The 15,650-nt window shown below is 64.4% G+C and carries 17 protein-coding genes and 1 pseudogene; 10 read left to right on the top strand and 8 right to left on the bottom strand.

Annotation, left to right across the window (positions count from 1 at the left end):
• Positions 1-3: 3 nt before the first annotated feature.
• A complete protein-coding gene (locus O7A61_RS13420; protein ID WP_337130212.1) occupies positions 4-1,002 on the bottom strand; it encodes a DUF2125 domain-containing protein in 999 nt (332 codons plus the stop codon).
• A gap of 153 nt (positions 1,003-1,155) precedes the next feature.
• Between O7A61_RS13420 and O7A61_RS13415 the strand changes: the two genes are divergently transcribed.
• The 3 genes from O7A61_RS13415 to O7A61_RS13405 all read left to right on the top strand — a co-directional run bounded on the left by O7A61_RS13415 (position 1,156) and on the right by O7A61_RS13405 (position 3,467).
• Positions 1,156-1,677, top strand: a complete 522-nt coding sequence (locus O7A61_RS13415) for a gamma-glutamylcyclotransferase (protein WP_027143497.1) — start codon at positions 1,156-1,158, stop codon at positions 1,675-1,677.
• A 122-nt stretch (positions 1,678-1,799) separates the two neighbouring features.
• On the top strand, positions 1,800-2,747 hold the full coding sequence (locus O7A61_RS13410) for an aldo/keto reductase (RefSeq protein WP_027143496.1): 948 nt from the start codon (positions 1,800-1,802) through the stop codon (positions 2,745-2,747).
• A 93-nt stretch (positions 2,748-2,840) separates the two neighbouring features.
• On the top strand, positions 2,841-3,467 hold the full coding sequence (locus O7A61_RS13405) for a LysE family translocator (RefSeq protein WP_337130209.1): 627 nt from the start codon (positions 2,841-2,843) through the stop codon (positions 3,465-3,467).
• A gap of 19 nt (positions 3,468-3,486) precedes the next feature.
• On the opposite strand, the gene O7A61_RS13400 is transcribed toward O7A61_RS13405, so the two are convergent.
• Both O7A61_RS13400 and O7A61_RS13395 read right to left on the bottom strand, forming a co-directional pair.
• The gene (locus tag O7A61_RS13400; protein WP_027143494.1) at positions 3,487-4,275 is read right to left on the bottom strand and encodes a lysophospholipid acyltransferase family protein; all 789 of its coding nucleotides are present in this window, start codon (positions 4,273-4,275) and stop codon (positions 3,487-3,489) included.
• Between the two features lie 77 nt (positions 4,276-4,352).
• Positions 4,353-5,258 (bottom strand): LysR family transcriptional regulator, encoded by a 906-nt coding sequence (locus O7A61_RS13395; protein ID WP_337130206.1) that lies wholly within the window; start codon positions 5,256-5,258, stop codon positions 4,353-4,355.
• Between the two features lie 101 nt (positions 5,259-5,359).
• Between O7A61_RS13395 and O7A61_RS13390 the strand changes: the two genes are divergently transcribed.
• The 3 genes and pseudogenes from O7A61_RS13390 (at position 5,360) to O7A61_RS13380 (ending at position 7,100) form a co-directional block, all read left to right on the top strand.
• A complete protein-coding gene (locus tag O7A61_RS13390; RefSeq protein WP_337130204.1) occupies positions 5,360-5,911 on the top strand; it encodes a carboxymuconolactone decarboxylase family protein in 552 nt (183 codons plus the stop codon).
• A 61-nt stretch (positions 5,912-5,972) separates the two neighbouring features.
• Entirely contained in the window at positions 5,973-6,443 is a 471-nt protein-coding gene (locus O7A61_RS13385; protein WP_140503302.1) for a nuclear transport factor 2 family protein, read from the top strand.
• A gap of 25 nt (positions 6,444-6,468) precedes the next feature.
• Positions 6,469-7,100: pseudogene (locus O7A61_RS13380) on the top strand (pyridoxamine 5'-phosphate oxidase family protein).
• Between the two features lie 7 nt (positions 7,101-7,107).
• Here the strand turns inward: O7A61_RS13380 and O7A61_RS13375 are convergent.
• From O7A61_RS13375 to ftsE, 3 genes are all read right to left on the bottom strand, one after another.
• Positions 7,108-7,833: a YdcF family protein gene (locus O7A61_RS13375; protein WP_337130202.1), complete on the bottom strand. Its 726-nt coding sequence runs from the start codon at positions 7,831-7,833 to the stop codon at positions 7,108-7,110.
• A 109-nt stretch (positions 7,834-7,942) separates the two neighbouring features.
• A complete protein-coding gene (locus tag O7A61_RS13370; protein ID WP_337130200.1) occupies positions 7,943-8,929 on the bottom strand; it encodes a cell division protein FtsX in 987 nt (328 codons plus the stop codon).
• Positions 8,922-9,581, bottom strand: a complete 660-nt coding sequence (gene ftsE, locus O7A61_RS13365; protein ID WP_010911739.1) for a cell division ATP-binding protein FtsE — start codon at positions 9,579-9,581, stop codon at positions 8,922-8,924. Before ftsE ends, O7A61_RS13370 begins: the two co-directional genes overlap by 8 nt.
• A gap of 188 nt (positions 9,582-9,769) precedes the next feature.
• Here ftsE and O7A61_RS13360 point away from each other — a divergent pair, with 188 nt between their 5' ends.
• From O7A61_RS13360 to O7A61_RS13350, 3 genes are all read left to right on the top strand, one after another.
• Positions 9,770-10,414 (top strand): hypothetical protein, encoded by a 645-nt coding sequence (locus tag O7A61_RS13360; protein WP_337130198.1) that lies wholly within the window; start codon positions 9,770-9,772, stop codon positions 10,412-10,414.
• A 23-nt stretch (positions 10,415-10,437) separates the two neighbouring features.
• Complete coding sequence (hpt, locus tag O7A61_RS13355) at positions 10,438-10,980, top strand: hypoxanthine phosphoribosyltransferase (RefSeq protein WP_337130196.1); 543 nt, start codon at positions 10,438-10,440, stop codon at positions 10,978-10,980.
• Between the two features lie 75 nt (positions 10,981-11,055).
• On the top strand, positions 11,056-11,427 hold the full coding sequence (locus O7A61_RS13350) for a response regulator (protein ID WP_181174151.1): 372 nt from the start codon (positions 11,056-11,058) through the stop codon (positions 11,425-11,427).
• Here the strand turns inward: O7A61_RS13350 and O7A61_RS13345 are convergent, their stop codons facing one another.
• Positions 11,428-12,375 carry a DMT family transporter gene (locus O7A61_RS13345; protein ID WP_337130194.1) on the bottom strand — a complete coding sequence of 316 codons (948 nt, stop codon included), beginning with the start codon at positions 12,373-12,375 and terminating at the stop codon, positions 11,428-11,430. It abuts the gene before it with no gap.
• Positions 12,376-12,597: 222 nt separating this feature from the next.
• Here O7A61_RS13345 and O7A61_RS13340 point away from each other — a divergent pair, with 222 nt between their 5' ends.
• Positions 12,598-13,476, top strand: a complete 879-nt coding sequence (locus O7A61_RS13340) for a LysR family transcriptional regulator (protein ID WP_337130192.1) — start codon at positions 12,598-12,600, stop codon at positions 13,474-13,476.
• Between the two features lie 26 nt (positions 13,477-13,502).
• Here the strand turns inward: O7A61_RS13340 and O7A61_RS13335 are convergent.
• Positions 13,503-15,650, bottom strand: a 2,148-nt coding sequence (locus tag O7A61_RS13335; RefSeq protein WP_337130191.1) for a TIGR02302 family protein, incomplete at its 5' end; no start/stop codon positions are given.

Genomic DNA, 15,650 nt, shown 5'->3' with positions numbered 1-15,650 from the left:
GGACTATTGCACCGGCTTGATCTTGCCCAGCGGGATGAAGCCGAGCGAGGCCTTGCCCTTGACCACTTTCAGCGGCATCGACGGTTCGCTGCCAAGCAGCGCCAGGGCGCCAAAACCCTGCTCGATCGCATTCTTCTGCTCGGGTATGGCGCCGGCAAGAATGGATGCCACGGCCTTGGGATCCTTGATCCTGATCATCAGATCGGCGTCGACCAGGCCCTCGGCATCGACCGAAAGCGGCCCGGAAACGGTGACACGCGCCGTTCCCGACGACAGATCGAGGGTGCGGATTTCGATCCTCTGGCCGCGCAGGCTTTTCACCTGCGTGCCGATCACCGCGACGCCGTTCTTCAGTGTCACGTCGCCGCTGGCATCGAGCGCCGGCAGCACGCGCCCGCCGATCGCATCGGGATCGATCTCGAGATCGCCAAAGCTGCCGACATAGTCGAGATCCCCGCCATTCGGCTGCAACTGGCCTGATGCCCTGCCGGCACTGAATAGTTCGACCGGATCGGTGTCGTCGGCCGGGTCAGTTTGGCCCGACAGGCCCTCGGCCTGCAGCGATATGCGCCGCGGCAGCGGGTACCACAGTTTGACGTTGGCCTGCAGATTGTCCCAGTCGATCCAGAGCGGCATCATGCCCGGGACGGAGGTCCGGAGCGGACCGCGCAGACTGGCAACCGGCGACAAGGGTTGGACGATCTGGGCGGTGGCATTGAAACTACCGGCCGAGGCGGCGATGTTCTTGGCATCGTCCTCGTAAGCGAGGTTGTCGCAAGAGACGGCAAAGCTCAGGGGATAGCCACCGACCTGGAGATTGGCGCAGCCGGCCTCGATGCCGCTTTTGTTGAGCGTGGCAACCGCCTTGTCGGCCTCGGACCTCACCCTGCCGGCCATATAGAACCAGCCGGCGCTGTAAATGGCGAACAGCACCAGGATGAACGCGGCAAGCCACCACAGGCGGCGACGGCTACCCGGTTGGCGTTCGTCACTTGACGTCATGCTTTGGCTCTCGTTAACGCATGGATGGTGTGGACGGATTCTCGATTCCGACAACACCAGGGGACAGAGACGAATAGGTAGACGGACACGGGCGGAAAAAACACCGGTTTCCGGTGCGGTGTTGCCATTCTTTTTGCAATCAGGCGCGTTGATATGGGCGATTTTTGGGTGTTCGGCTACGGTTCGCTGATCTGGCGGCCGGGTTTCGCGCATGTCGAGACACGACGCGCCCACCTGCATGGCTATCGCCGCTCGCTCTGCGTCTATTCCTTCGTGCACCGCGGCACGCGTCAGCGGCCCGGACTGGTGCTTGGCCTCGACCATGGCGGTTCCTGCGTCGGCCTTGCATTCCGCGTGCCTGGCGAATTGCGCGACGAGGTCATTGCGTATCTACGCGAACGCGAGCTCGTCACCAGCGTCTATCTCGAACGCACGCTCAAGGTGCGCCTCGACGGCGGCGGCGCGGTTGAAGCCGTGGCCTACATCGTCGACCGCAGGCATGAGCAATATGCCGGTGCGCTGGATGCGGCCGATGCGGCGGCCCTGGTGCGCGGCGCGGTCGGCCGATCCGGCAACAATGAGGACTATGTGCTGAGCACGCTCAAGCATCTGGAAGCGCTCGATATCCGCGACCACTGGCTGGAGGATGTGGCGCGCCGGATAGCGACTTCGTGAAGCGCTGGCTCTGCGGAAAAAGGCGGCCAGGCCTTTGACCTCGATGCGGCAGGACCTAGGTTAAGCTCCGAACCCAGCCAGCGGGCGGCATCGCCCGGTCCCAATCATCACGGAGATCCGTCTTGCAGAAACGCCGTCTCGGTCGCACCGACCTTTCCATCGCGCCGCTGGTTCTAGGCGGCAATGTCTTCGGCTGGACCGCTGACGAGAAAACCTCCTTCGACCTGCTCGACCGCTTCGTCGGCGCGGGCCTCAATGCCATCGATACGGCCGACGCGTATTCGCGTTGGGTTCCCGGCAACAAGGGCGGCGAATCGGAAACCATCATCGGCAAATGGATGAAGGATCGTGGCAATCGCGACAAGGTCGTGGTGGTCACCAAGGTCGGCTCGGACATGGGGCAGGGCCACAAGGACCTGTCGGCCGCCTATATCGAAAAGGCCGTCGACGCATCGCTGAAGCGGCTGCGGACAGAATTCATCGACCTTTATCTATCGCACTGGCCGGATCCGACCACGCCCTATGAGGAAACCCTCGGCGCCTATGAGAAACTGCTCGCCAAGGGCAAGATCCGCTATGCCGGCTGTTCTAACCTCGATGCCGGCCAGTTGCGCGCGGCACTTGACGTGGCAAGCCTGCGCGGCTTGCCACGCTATGAGGTGCTGCAGCCGGAATACAATCTCTACGACCGTTCCTCCTTCGATGGCCCGCTACGCGACCTCTGCGTGGCCGAGGATATCGGCGTCATCACCTATTTCAGTCTGGCCAAGGGTTTTCTCAGCGGCAAGTACCGCACGGAAGCCGATCTCGGCCAGAGCGAGCGCGGGGAGGATGTCGGCAGCTATCTCAATCCACGCGGCATGCGCATTCTGGCGGCGCTCGACGCCGTATCCGCCAGGCATTCGGCCAAGCAGGCGGAAGTGGCGCTTGCCTGGGTTATCGCACGGCCAGGCGTCACCGCGCCGATCGCCAGCGCCACCAAGCCGAGCCAGATGGACAGCCTGATCAAGGCGGTGTCGTTGAAGTTGAGCGCGGACGACATGGCCGAACTCGACAAAGCCAGCGTCTGAGGCGGCCGGCAGCGCGGGGCGCACGAACGTCCAAGACGATCCTCATGCCTTGCCATACCGTCCTTCGCACGGGGTTGCAGGGCGGAGGATCAGATGGCCGGATCGCTTGTTTCGCAGCCGGAGCCTTGGCGCCAATTGCTTGCGCTGTTGCTGGCCGCCACCGTGGTGATGGGTAGCCCGGGGCCGGCGACGATAAGCGTCACCGCCGTTGGCGCCGCCTTCGGCCTGCGCGATTCGCTGCGCTACACCGGCGGCATCGTGCTGGGCACGATCGCCGTGCTGCTGGTCGTGGCGACCGGTGTCATGGCGGTGCTCGGGTCGATGCCGAAGCTGGCGCCGTTGCTGGTTGGCGCGTCCGCGGCCTACATCTTCTATCTCGCCTTCAAGATCGCCACCGCCCCGCCATTGGCTGTACGCGCCGCCGACGCGTCGCGCCCGACATGGCTGGCCGGTTTTCTCCTCGCGGTGGCCAACCCGAAAGCGTATGTGGCGATCGCCGCCGTGTTCGCGGGTGCTTCGTCGAGCGCGGGCGATGCCGAGCTCCGGCTGTGGACGAAACTGACCGTTCTCGCGGTGATGATCGTTGTCATCCATGCCGTGTGGCTTCTTGCCGGTGCGGCGTTCTCGCGCTTCCTGCGCCGGCCTGTCGCCTCGCGGATCATCAATCTGACTTTTGCCGCGACGCTGCTGCTGACCACGGCGCTGGCGGTGCACGGTTGACGGCTTGGCCGGAGAGCCTTCAGGCCTTCGTGCCCAGCTCCCGAAGCCGCTTGATCGCCGTTGGCGGCAGGGCCGGCGGATTGGGGGCGCGCGATGCCTCGACGAGAAGCTGGTCACAGGCAGCCTCGGTCTCGCCGATCAGCCGCGCCATGAACTCGTCCTTGCCCAGACCAGGCGGTATGGGCGGCAGGAAGCGCGCCTTGACGGTCCCGGGATAGCGCAGGAACTTGCGGCGCGGCCAATAGAGGCCGGCGACATGGGCGACCGGCACCACCGGAACGCCAAGCTGCGTGTAGATTTCGACGATGCCGTATTTGTAGGCCGGCTCGTCGCCCGGCGCCCGGCGCGTGCCCTCGGGATAGATGATCAACTGGCGCGGGTTGCGCGCCATCTCTTCCTTGGTCGCTGCGACCACGGCCTTCAGCGCCTTGGAGCGGCTGCCGCGATCAACCGGGATCATGCGCATCTTCAAGATATACCAGCCGAAGAACGGGATCCAGGTCAGCTCGCGCTTCAGGATGTAAAGCGGGTCATGGAGGTAAGGAAAGAAGGCGATAGCGTCCCAGAACGATTGGTGCTTGGGCGCCAGGATGAAGGAGCCCTCGGGCAGGTTTTCCTGCCCGGTGATGTCGTTTGTCGTTCCGGCGATCTTGTCATAGAGCCACATCGAGGTGCGCGACCAGAATTTCGGCACGAACCAGGCGCGGTGGCGGGACGACAGGAAATAGTACGGGGTCCAGAGGATCATCTGGACGATCAGATTGACGTAGAAGACGAAATTGAACGCCAGCGATCTGACATAAAGCATGGGGGAGGTCCGGTGAGGAAGTGTGCGTTGGTTACACCAAGCGCGGGGAAAAAGGAAACGGTGCGATACTGCCCGTGCTACCAGGTCGCCTCCGCCAGCCGTTCCCTCAGGCGTGGGGCGGCGAAGTCGAGGAAGGCGCGCAATTTTACCGGCAGCCGGCCCTGGCCCGCATGCACCAGGTTTACCGGCCAAGACTCGGGTTCGAAATCCCTGAGCACGGGGCGCAGTGTTCCTGATCGTACGGCGGCGACGATCTGGTAGGAAAGCACCCGGGTCAACCCGACCCCGGCGATCGCCGCATCGGTCGCCGCCTCAGCGGTGTTGACCCGAAGCCTTGAGCGGACCGGTACGACAAAATCAGCCTTGTCCACGGTGAAGGTCCAGGTGGCAAGCGAGCCAAGGCCCTCGAAGGTGATGCAGCTGTGCGTCTCGAGCTCTCCCGGCGTCCCAGGAATGCCGTGTCCGGCCAGATAGGCCGGGCTTGCGCAGACAACATGACCGATCGAGCCGACCCTGATGGCGACCATCCGCGAATCCGGCAGCCTGCCGATGCGGACGGCGAGGTCGATATGGTCTTCGGCCAACTGGCTTATCCTGTCGCCGAGCGTGAGGCGGATATCCACCAGGGGATAGGCGGCGAGGAACTCGGTGACAACCGGCAACACGTGAAGGCGGCCGAAGACGATCGGCGCGGTGATGATCAGTTCCCCTGTCGGGGCGCTGTATTCGCCGCCGGCGGTGCGCTCGGCGTCGCCGACCTCGTCGAGAATGCGGCGGCAGGCAGCGAGATAGGCATGGCCCGCATCGGTCAGTGTCAGCCGCCGCGTCGAGCGGTTCAACAGGCGTGTCTTCAGATGGCGCTCCAGATCGGAGACCTTGCGGCTGACCGTTGCCAGCGGAACATCCGAACGGCGCGCGGCGGCGGAAAGGCTGCCGCCTTCCGCTGCCGCGACAAAAAGGGACATGGCTTCGGGACGATCCATCATTTCTTCCAGAAAATGGAAGGATTGATTGCAAATATGACATCTACATCCGCAACATGGAAGGCTGCATATAGGCGGGGTACCTCAACAAGGAAATCTCCATGCCCCGCATTGCCACGCCTTCGTCCATCGCAAACGCTCCCGCCGCCGCGCTGCCCATGCTGCAGGCGGTGGAAAAACAGCTCGGTGTCGTCCCGAATCTGTTTCGGGTGGTCGCCAACAGTCCGGCCGCGCTGGAAGGCTATATCGGCATGATGGGAGCGTTGGCCAAGGGCCGGCTGCCGGCGCCGACGCGCGAGCGCATCGCGCTGGCGATCGCCGAGATCAATGGCTGCAACTACTGTCTTTCCGCCCACACCTATCTCGGCAAAAACCTTGCAAGGCTCGACGATGCCGAGATGATCGCCAACCGCCATGGCGGCTCCACGGATCCCAAGGCAGCCGCGGCGGTGCGTTTTGCCGCCAGAGTAGCGCAAAGCCGCGGGCATGTCGGCCAGGAGGATCTCGCCGCTGTCAGGCTCGCGGGCTATGACGACGGGGAGATCATCGAGATCGTCCAGCATGTCGCCCTGAACGTCTGGACCAACTATATCAACGAGGTTGCCCAGACGGAGATCGATTTTCCGGTTGTTTCCGCCCGCGATGCTGCCTGAATCCGGAAAAGGGGCGGCGGTGCCCGCCGGCCCCAACCCTTCATGCCGCAGAGGAAATCCCATGTCTGAGAGCCGCCCGCCGCTTCCGCCCTTCACCGCCGAGACGTCAGCACAGAAAGCGCGCATGGCCGAGGATGCCTGGAACTCGCGCGATCCTGCGCGGGTGGCGCTCGCCTATACGGCGGACAGCCGTTGGCGCAACCGGGCCGAGTTCCTGCAAGGCCGCGATGCGATCCAGGCGTTCCTGACGCGCAAATGGGTACGCGAACTCGACTACCGGCTGATCAAGGAGGTCTGGGCCTTCCACAGCAACCGCATCGCCGTGCGCTTCGCCTATGAATGGCACGACGACAGCGGCTCATGGTTCCGCAGCTACGGCAATGAGAACTGGGAATTCGACGAGCACGGGCTGATGCGGCTGCGCATCGCCAGCATCAACGACCTGCCGATCGCCGAGGCCGAGCGCAAATATCGCTGGCCTCTCGGCCGGCGGCCGGACGACCATCCGACGTTATCGGAGCTCGGCCTTTAGAAACGTTTCATGCAAGGAGGTTTCGATGAACGCACACGCTTTTACGAGCGATGTCGCCTTCACGCCGACGGTCAAGGCGATCCAGGCGCGTAAGGGCTCGCGTCAGTCCTACGCCCGCGTCGAGGAGCGCGGCGGCTGGCAGTCGGCGATTACACCGGACCTCGCCGCCTTCATCGAAATGCAGACCAGCGTGTTCCTGTCGACGGCCAATGGCGACGGTCAGCCCTACATCCAGCACCGCGGCGGCCCTGCCGGCTTTCTCAAGGTGCTCGACGAGAAGACGATCGGCTTCGCGGATTTTTCCGGCAATAAGCAGTTCATCACGCAGGCAATCTGGCCGACAATCCGAGGGCCTTTCTGTTCCTGATCGATTACATGATGCGCCAGCGCATCAAGATCTGGGGCACGGCACGCGTTGTCGAAAACGACGCCGGGTTGACGGCGCGGCTGATGCCGCCGGACTACAAGGCGCGTCCCGAACAGGTCATCCTGTTCACCGTCTCGGCATGGGATGCCAATTGCCCGCAACATATACCGCAGCGCTTCGAGGCGGCTGATGTGGCGACGGCGCTTGGCGAGCGCGACCGGCGCATCCAGGACCTTGAGCAAGAGATCGCGCGCCTCAAGGGCGTTTCAGGGGCTGGCGCCAAGCAATGACACGGGCTCAGCCGCCGGCGGCGGTCTCGGCCAGCGCGATGCCGTCGGGCGTCGGCTTCACCGGGATAATGCCGCGAGCCAGCGCCAGCAGGTATTTGGTGTATTCGGTGAACAGCACGCGCACCGCCCGCGGCTTGGTCAGCCAATTGCCATTATCCAGGTTGGAATTGACCACAGGGTAGGGTTCGAGCTTGGCGCCATGCAGCAGCCGGCCCATCTCCAGCAGGCTGCGCGGCATGTGATAATTGTTGGTGACCAGGATCACAGTGCCATAGGCGTGGTTTTCCACCCATTTGGCGCTTTCCTCGGCATTGCCGATCGTGTCGAGCGCGGCGCGGTCGATGTCGACGCAGCAGGAAAACAGCTTCTTGTCGCCGCCGGTCGCCGCCTGGAGTTGGCGACGGCTGGCGGAGGGATGCACGCCACTGATCAGGAGTCGCTCGCCCTTGCCGGACGCCAGCAGCTCCATCGCCGCGTCGAGGCGCGACTGGCCGCCGGTCAGCACAATGATGGCGTCGGCCTTGGCCGGGTTGGCGGGCGTGGTCAGATGGCTGACCTTGCTGGCAAACCAGCCGAAGCCGCCAGCGAACACTGTTGTGAGCACGAGCAGGAAGACAGCGGAGAGACGCAGGGCGGTCCTTAAATGGCTAAGCCTGCGATGGCCGCGCCAACGGGCAACCACCACTGGCAACCGTCCAGCCGTCCCGGTCGACTCCCGCACGTCCATAGCCATATGGTTAATCCCGAAATGCGGCCTTTGATAGGGAAAAGACGCACTTTGCGTTACGCGAATTCTCCATCCGTGATCGCGCTCTTTCCATCGACGCCAAGACGAGTTCCTTTCATGCGTCGGGTTGGCGAACGTCGATGTCGCTGAGATAGGCGACGACGGTGGCGTGCGAAGTTGCCGCCGTCAGCGCGCCAATCACCAGCACCATCAGGACGACACCTAGGTAGCCCGCGGAGCCGATGGCGAAGTTGCCGAACAAGGCGGTCGCCTGATCGGCCTGCGGCGTTGCCATATTGCGCGACGACCACCAGGAAAACACGATGAAGACGAGCACCGCCGCCGCTCCGCCGGCGGCCGCGCCCTTCATGCCGGTGACCAGAAAATGCCGGCGGAATTCGCGCGCGATGAAGCGCGCTTCGGCGCCGACGAAATGCAGCACCTCGATGATGTGGCCGTTGCCGTCCATGGCGCCACGGGTCGCGAACACCACGGTCAGCACCGTTGCCGACAGCATCAGGGCCAGAACGGCGACGCCGATGGTCACCGTGGTGCGGGCCATGGCCACCAGCCGGTCGACCCAGGTGCGGTGGTCGTCAAGCGATGCACTCGGCAGCTTCGGCGTGATCGCGGCGCGCATGGCGGCGAAGTCCGGCGGACTGTTCTCGTCGATGGTTACGATGATCAGCCGCGGCACCGGCAGTTCGTCGATGTTGAGGCCCGATCCCAGCCAGGGCTCCAAGAGCCTGGCGGTCGCTTCGCGGTCGATGATCCGGGTCGATTTCACGCCGGGGAATTCGCCGGCGATCTGTGAGGCCTGGCTGAGCGCTGCCTCCATGTCGAGGCCGTCGGCCGGCTTGATCTGGATGGTCGCCTCGCGCGAGATCTGGTTTTCCCAAACCGAGGCCGTGTCGCGCACCAGCGTCACCGCGCCGAAGGTCAGGCAGGACAGGAAGGTCATGATAGCGATGACCAGCACCAGGGCGCGGCCGGCAATGTTCTGCGCGGGCACGATCGGCGCCATCTTGCGCTGGGCGCGCGGTCTTGCCTCGACCGCCTCGGCATCCTGATCCTCGAAATGGTCAGCCGATAGCTCAGTCATAGATATCAAGCCTTCCGCCGGCCAGGATCATGCGGCGCGCGTCGACCTGTTCCATAAGGCCAAGATCGTGGGTCGCGATCACCACGGCGGTGCCGAGGCGATTGAGTTCGATGAACAGCCGCAGCAGCCGCCGCGCCAGCGGCGGATCGACATTGCCGGTCGGCTCGTCGGCCAGCAAGATCTCCGGCTGCTCGATCAGGGCGCGCGCGATCGCGGCGCGCTGCTTCTCGCCGCCTGACAGAACCGGCGGCAGCACATGCATGCGTTCGCCGAGCCCCACCCATTTCAACAGTTCGGTGACATCGGTGCGGTAGCTCGCTTCCTCGCGCCCGCGCACGCGCAATGGCAAAGCAACATTCTCATAGGTGGTCATGTGGTCGAGCAGGCGAAAATCCTGGAACACCACGCCAATGCGGCGGCGCAGATGCGGCAGTTCGGTGCGTGAGATGCGCGAGCGGTCCTTACCGAAGATGGTGATCAGTCCACGCGTCGGCTTCAGCGACATGAACAAAAGGCGCAGCAACGTCGTCTTGCCGGCACCCGAAGGCCCGCTCAGGAACTGGAAGGAGCGCTCCGGTATGTGCAGGGAGATGTCGCGGAGGATTTCCGGACCCATGCCATAGCGGAGGCCGACATTTTCGAAGCGAATCAATTTCGGCGACCTGAAATTCCTGCCGGCGGCGAGCCGGCCTGTTCTGCGAAAAGACCATCGGCCGGCATGGTTAACCGGCGGTTAATTCCTGGGTTGTTTCGGCTTGTCACGACAGCTCCGGTGGGGAAGCGTTAACCATTTGTGTTTACGCAAAAGAAACGAAAAGCGAACAGGTGCAATACTGGGCCATGATGGCTGACCAGCGAACCGCGCGCCCGGTTTCCGGCGAAATCATGACCGATCCACCTGCAATTGCCGTGGCGGACCGGATCGTGCGCGGTCCGGCGGCCGATATCATCGATGCCGACTATGAAGTGATGCCGCGCCTTGCTCCTGCGGTGGAAAGCGATTCACCACCGCCGCGTGCGATCGTCACCCCGCCCATCGAGGGCATGGACATGCTGCGCAAGCCGGAAGCGCCAGCGAAACGGCCGCCGGCATCACGCGGAGGGCCGATCTTCTGGATCGTCGGCGTCTGTGCCGCTCTTGCCGCCTTCTGGGTGTCAGGCGGCCATGCGCTGGTGCGCCAGGCGCCGTTCCTCGCCGGCGCGCAAGCGTCGGCGCTGACCATTTCAGGCGTCACGTCACGTGTCGACGCCTCCGGCCCGAACCCGGTGCTGTTCGTCGATGGGGAGGCCGCGAACGACGGGACGAGCCCCGCGACCCTGCCGCCGCTCGAGATCCGGGTGACGGGCAAAGACGGGCGCACAATCCGTTATACGTTGGGGACATCCGGCCGCTTGCTGGCATCCGGCGAAAGATTCGGCTTTGCCAGCCGGCTCGACGTGCCTAAGAACGGCGTAAGGACCGTCTTGGTTACTTTCGCCGAGTAGGCGACCACCGGGGAAGACCATCTATGCCCATCGTACGCGGCAAGGAAATCGAAGTCCTGTTTTCGGCATCGGCGATCGCGCGGCGCAATCTCGAACTCGCCAAGGAGATCGCCGGGCACGACTATCACGATCTGCTGGTGATTTCGGTGCTGAAGGGCTCGTTCATCTTCGCCGCCGACCTGATCCGGGCCATGCACGATGTCGGCCTGTCGCCGGAAGTCGAGTTCATCTTCATCTCCAGCTATGGCGCCGGCACCACCAGCGGCGAGGTGAGGGTGCTGCGCGACATCGACAACGAGGTTGCCGGCCGCGACGTGCTGTTGATCGACGACATTCTGGAATCGGGCAAGACGCTGAGCTTCACCCGCGACCTGATGCTGTCGCGTGGCGCGAAAAGCTGTTCCATCGCCGTGCTGCTCGACAAGCGCATGCGCCGCCAGACCGCGCTCAATGCCGACTATGTCGGCTTCGACTGCCCCGATTATTTCGTCGTCGGCTACGGCATGGATGTCTCGCATGCGTTTCGCGAACTGCCGTTCGTGGGTGTCGTCAAGGGCGACGTTTGAGCGACTTCCAAAAAGAGTTGCCGACCGGTTCCGCTTTCAGGAAAACTCAACTTTTGCCCGCCAAATATGCCGGCCATGGCAAAGCTTCTGATCGTCGAGGACGATGAGTCCGTCCGCACCCTCGCAGCCCGCGCACTCGAACGCGCCGGCCACGCAATCGATATCGCCGCCGACGGCGCGCAAGGTCTGGCGCTGATCAAGGCCGCGCATGGCGGTTACGATCTCGTCGTCTCCGACATCCGCATGCCGGAGATGGATGGCATCGAGATGGCGGTTGCGGCCGCGGCGCTTTTCCCGGCGATGAAGATCATGCTGATGACCGGCTATGCCGATCAGCGCGAGCGCGCCGAGGAATTGAACGGCATTATCCTCGATGTCGTGCAAAAGCCCTTCACGCTGGCCGAGATCCGTTCGCGCGTCGAACGGGCGCTGATCTGCTTCGCCTGATCAGGCCGGATCCCTGGCGACAAGCGCCGGCGCTGGGCTGGTCCGCCGCTCGGTGTTGAGCGCCAGCAGGCCGGCGCCGATGATGAGCGCCGCGCCGATCACGGTCGTCGAGCGTGGTACCTCGGCGAAGAACAGGAAACCCCACAGCGGCGACCACAGGATGCCGGTATATTCGAAGGTGGCGACGCGGTTGGCCGGAGCCAGCCGGTACCCCTGCGAGAGCAGGATCATGCCGGCCGAGGCAACGAAACCGCACGCCGCCATCTTGAGGAAGTCCGGCAGTGTCGGCCAGATCCACGGCCGTACCAGGAATTCGAGGCTCGGGTGGACGGCGTGGGTTATGCTGGCGAGGTGGAACGTGCCGGCGACCACGGCCGCGCCGGTCAGATAGGCGCCGTTCTGGTAGAAGGCCATCACGGTGGAGGATTCGGTGTCGCCGATCTTGCGGGCCATCAATTGCGAAAATCCGTAGAGCACGGCCGAGCCCAGCGACAGCAAGGCCGCCCAGTCGAACAGTCCGGCGCCGGGGCGCAGCATCACCAGGACGCCAAGCATGCCGATCAGCACGGTTGCCAGCGTCTGCCAGGAAACGCGCTCGCCAAGATAGGGGCCGGCCATCGCCATGATGCAGAGCGGCGCCATGAAATAGAGCGCCACGGCGTCGGCCAGCGGCAGGGCGGCGATGGCCAGGTAATAAACGGTGTAGGACGTGAACTGGATGAAGGCGCGCACGGTCAGCATGCCGAAGCGCCGCGACAGGATGGCGCGCAGCCCGACATCGGCATGGACGAGAAGGATCAGGATCGGCAGGGCGATGATCGAGCGGATCGCCATCACCTCGGTCACCGGGTAGCCGCTCGACACGGCTTTGACGAGCGGGTCCTGCAGCGAGAAGACCAGCACGCCCAGGCACAGGCTCAGGATGCCGCGCACCATCCTATTCTGCATCCGCGTTCAGGCTCCCGCGCATCCGATCCGGTGACACTCTCCAGATCAAAAAGAACCCGCCACCGTTTTCGGGCAGCGGGCACGAGTGAGGACTCTTTGATTGGTCCGCTGCCGATTTCGCGGCCGCATATCCAATGGGTGAGGCAACTATCGCCCGGTGTTTGACATGTTGCAAACGAATTGGAATGATGCCAGCAATCAACTTTGCTTATGACGGATGCGATGCGGTCAACCCTCGACAGCGATCTCCTGCGCACCTTTGTCGCCATCGCCGAGGCCGGCAATTTCACGAGGGCCGCCGAGCAGGCCGGCCGCACGCAGTCGGCCGTATCGATGCAGATGAAGAAGCTCGAAGAGCTGGTCGGCGACAGCCTGTTCGAGCGCGGTTCACGTGGCGTCGCGCTGACGCGGCGTGGCGGCGAACTTATCGTCAATGCCCGCCGCATCGTCGCGCTGCTCGACGAGACGGCGGCGTCAATGGCGGCGGCGCCGCTGGGCGGGCCGGTGCGCATCGGTATTCCGGAGGAATATGGCCACGCCATACTGTCGCGCGCGCTCGGCGCATTCTCGAAGCGGCATCCAAAGGTTGAAGTCACGGTGCGCTACGCCCATTCGTGGGCGCAGGTTGCGGCGCTCGCCGCCGGTGAGCTCGATCTCGCCGTGGTCTTCGAATGGCAGGACCTTGCCGGTGGCGAGGTGCTGATGCACGACCCAACCGTGTGGGTGACGTCGAACCTGCATCACATGCATGAGGAACAGCCGCTGCCGATCGCGCTCTACAACCGTGCCGGGTGGTGCAAGGATTTCGCCATCAAATCGCTGGAGCAGCGCGGCCTTGCCTATCGCGTCGCCTATACCAGCGACACCAATGGCGGCCTGAAGCTTGCCGTCACTTCAGGCTTGGCGATCGCACCGATTTCGCGGAGCAACATTCCAGCGGACTGCCGCGAACTCACTGCAGCCGACGGGTTCGGCGACATCGATGCGTCCAATGTGGTGATGCATCGCAACCCGAATGCCTCAGGCGAGGCGATCGACGGCATGCAGGAGGCGATCCGGGAGGCGTTCATCAACAGACAGGTCCAACCCGCCGCGTCATAGACGTCGCCAGTTGCTCCCGCCGCCTGCTATTTCAGCTCGAGCAGCCGTTCCAGATAGCTGCGCTCGATGTCCGGGCTGAGCGCGTTGCCGAGCCGCTTGCGGATCGCTTCCAGGATCTGGCGGGCGCGCTGCACGTCGATCTCGTCGGGCACTTTCACCGAATCGCCGAAATCGGGACCCTGGCTGGCGCGCGGCCGGCCGAGCGGGTCGCGGTCGGCGTCCTGCTGACGACCGCCTTGCTGGCTGCCGCCCTGGTCGCCCTGCATGGCCTGCATCTGCTTCATCATGTCCTTGGCGCCCTTGCGCAGCGCCTCAAGGGCCCGGCCCTGGTGGCCGACCGCCTCGTCGCCCTGACCCTCGCCAAGCGCCTGCTCGGCGCTGCCCATGGACTTGCCGGCCTCGCCAAATCCTTCATTGGGCTCCATGCCCATGCCTTCGAGGCCCTTCTTCAGCTGTTCGAGATCGCTTTTCAGCTGGCCCTGGCCTTCCTGCAACTGCTTCAGCGCATCGGCGAATTCCTGCGGCGTCATCGGCTTTTGCCTGGCACGCGGATCGCGGTCCTGCCCAACGCCTGGCTTGTCCTGGTCCTTGCCACCGCCCTGGCCAAGCTGCTCGTCGCGGTTCTCGCCACGCTGGCGCTCGCCGCGCTGCATCTGGTCCATGCGGAACGTGTCGTTCATCATCTCCTGCTGGCGCCGCAGGATCTCGCCGAGCTTGTCCATCTGCTGGCGCATCTGGCTGTCCTGCTCACCGCCCTGCTGCTGGCGGCCGGCCTGGAGATTGTTCATCATGTCCTGCAGCTGCGACAGCAATTGCTGCGCCTTGTCGCGATCGCCCGACTTGGCCAGGTTCTCGATCTGGTCCATCATGCGGTCGATATCGCTCTGCCGCAGTTCCTGGCCGTTCTGCTGCATTTGCGGCGCGTTCGGGTTCTGCTTGGCGCGTTCGGCGAATTCCTGCAGGAACTGGTTCATCGCCTCGCGCAGTTCCTTCATCGCCTTCTCGATCTCGGCGTCGCTGGCGCCGTTCTTGATGGCGTCCTGCAGCGCCTGCTGCGCCTGGCGCAGCCGCTTTTCGGCGGCCGACAGGTTGCCCTCCTCGATGCCGAGCGCGATCTCCCAGAGATAAGCGACCTCACTGCGCAGCTGATCGTCGTTGCCGGCCAGTTTCAGCCGGCTCATCGCGCTCATGATGGCGAGGTAGTGGGACATGTTGTCGAACGTGTCTTCGGGCCGCAGCGTGATGGCGTCCATCAGGTCGAGCACGCGCGGCTTGGCATTGGCGTCGAGTGCGAGCAGACGGCGCTGTTCGATCACGGCGCGCGCCAGCGGGTTGGCGAACGGCCGCTCGGGCATCACCAGCGTCTTTGTCTCGCTGGACGCGGTGTGTCCGGCGTCGTCGGTGGCGACCAGCGTCAGCTTGATGCTGCCGCCGGCCCAGACATGCTCGGTCAGATCCTTCGTGGTGCGGGCGGCATTCGCCTTGCCGCCGCGGCGCGGCAGCGTCAGCGGCATGTCAGGCGGACCATAGAGCGGATGCGCATCTGGCGCCTGCGGATCGGCCAGCGCGAACACCGCCTTGGCCGTCGCCGCGCCGTAGTCGTCGTCGATCTGGTAATTGAGCTCGAAGGCGCCGTTGGCGGCGCGCTTGGGCTCGCCGACGAAGCGGATCCGCGGCGGCTTGTCCGGCAGCACGGCAAAGGCCCAGCGGGCAAGCTGGTCGTCGCCCGACTTCAGCGTCAGCGTGCCGTCGCCGGTCAGCTTGCCGATGAACTGGCGTATCTTCGAGGATGAGGCGGGGGCCGGCACCGCCGGGCTTGCCGCCGGCTTGGCGACGGCTTGCGGGTCGATGGCGCGCGCGTTGCCGTCCTTGTCGGCATAGGCAAGCGTTTCCTCGCCCGATCCACCGGTCACACGCAGCGAGACATCGCTGCCTTCCGGAATGGTGAAGGTCGGCGTCGCCTGGTTGGCATCAGCGGTCAAGAAGATCGGCGGCTTGCCGGTATAGGCCGGCGGCGTCACCCAGGCGTCGATGCGCGGCGGCACGGTGTCGAGCGTGCCGTGTGCGCTGAAACCGTCTGCTATCCTGCCGCCGGTCGGCCCGAAGGAGAAGGCGAAGGCGGTGACCAGCAGGAGCGCCGCCACGGCGCGAAGTCCACACGGATCGCCCTCCGG

This window comes from Mesorhizobium sp. Cs1321R2N1 (genome assembly GCF_037179725.1).
Lineage (GTDB): Bacteria > Pseudomonadota > Alphaproteobacteria > Rhizobiales > Rhizobiaceae > Mesorhizobium > Mesorhizobium salmacidum.
Note: the sequence above shows the minus strand (reverse complement) of the source record. Positions and strands in the feature narration are given on the sequence as shown.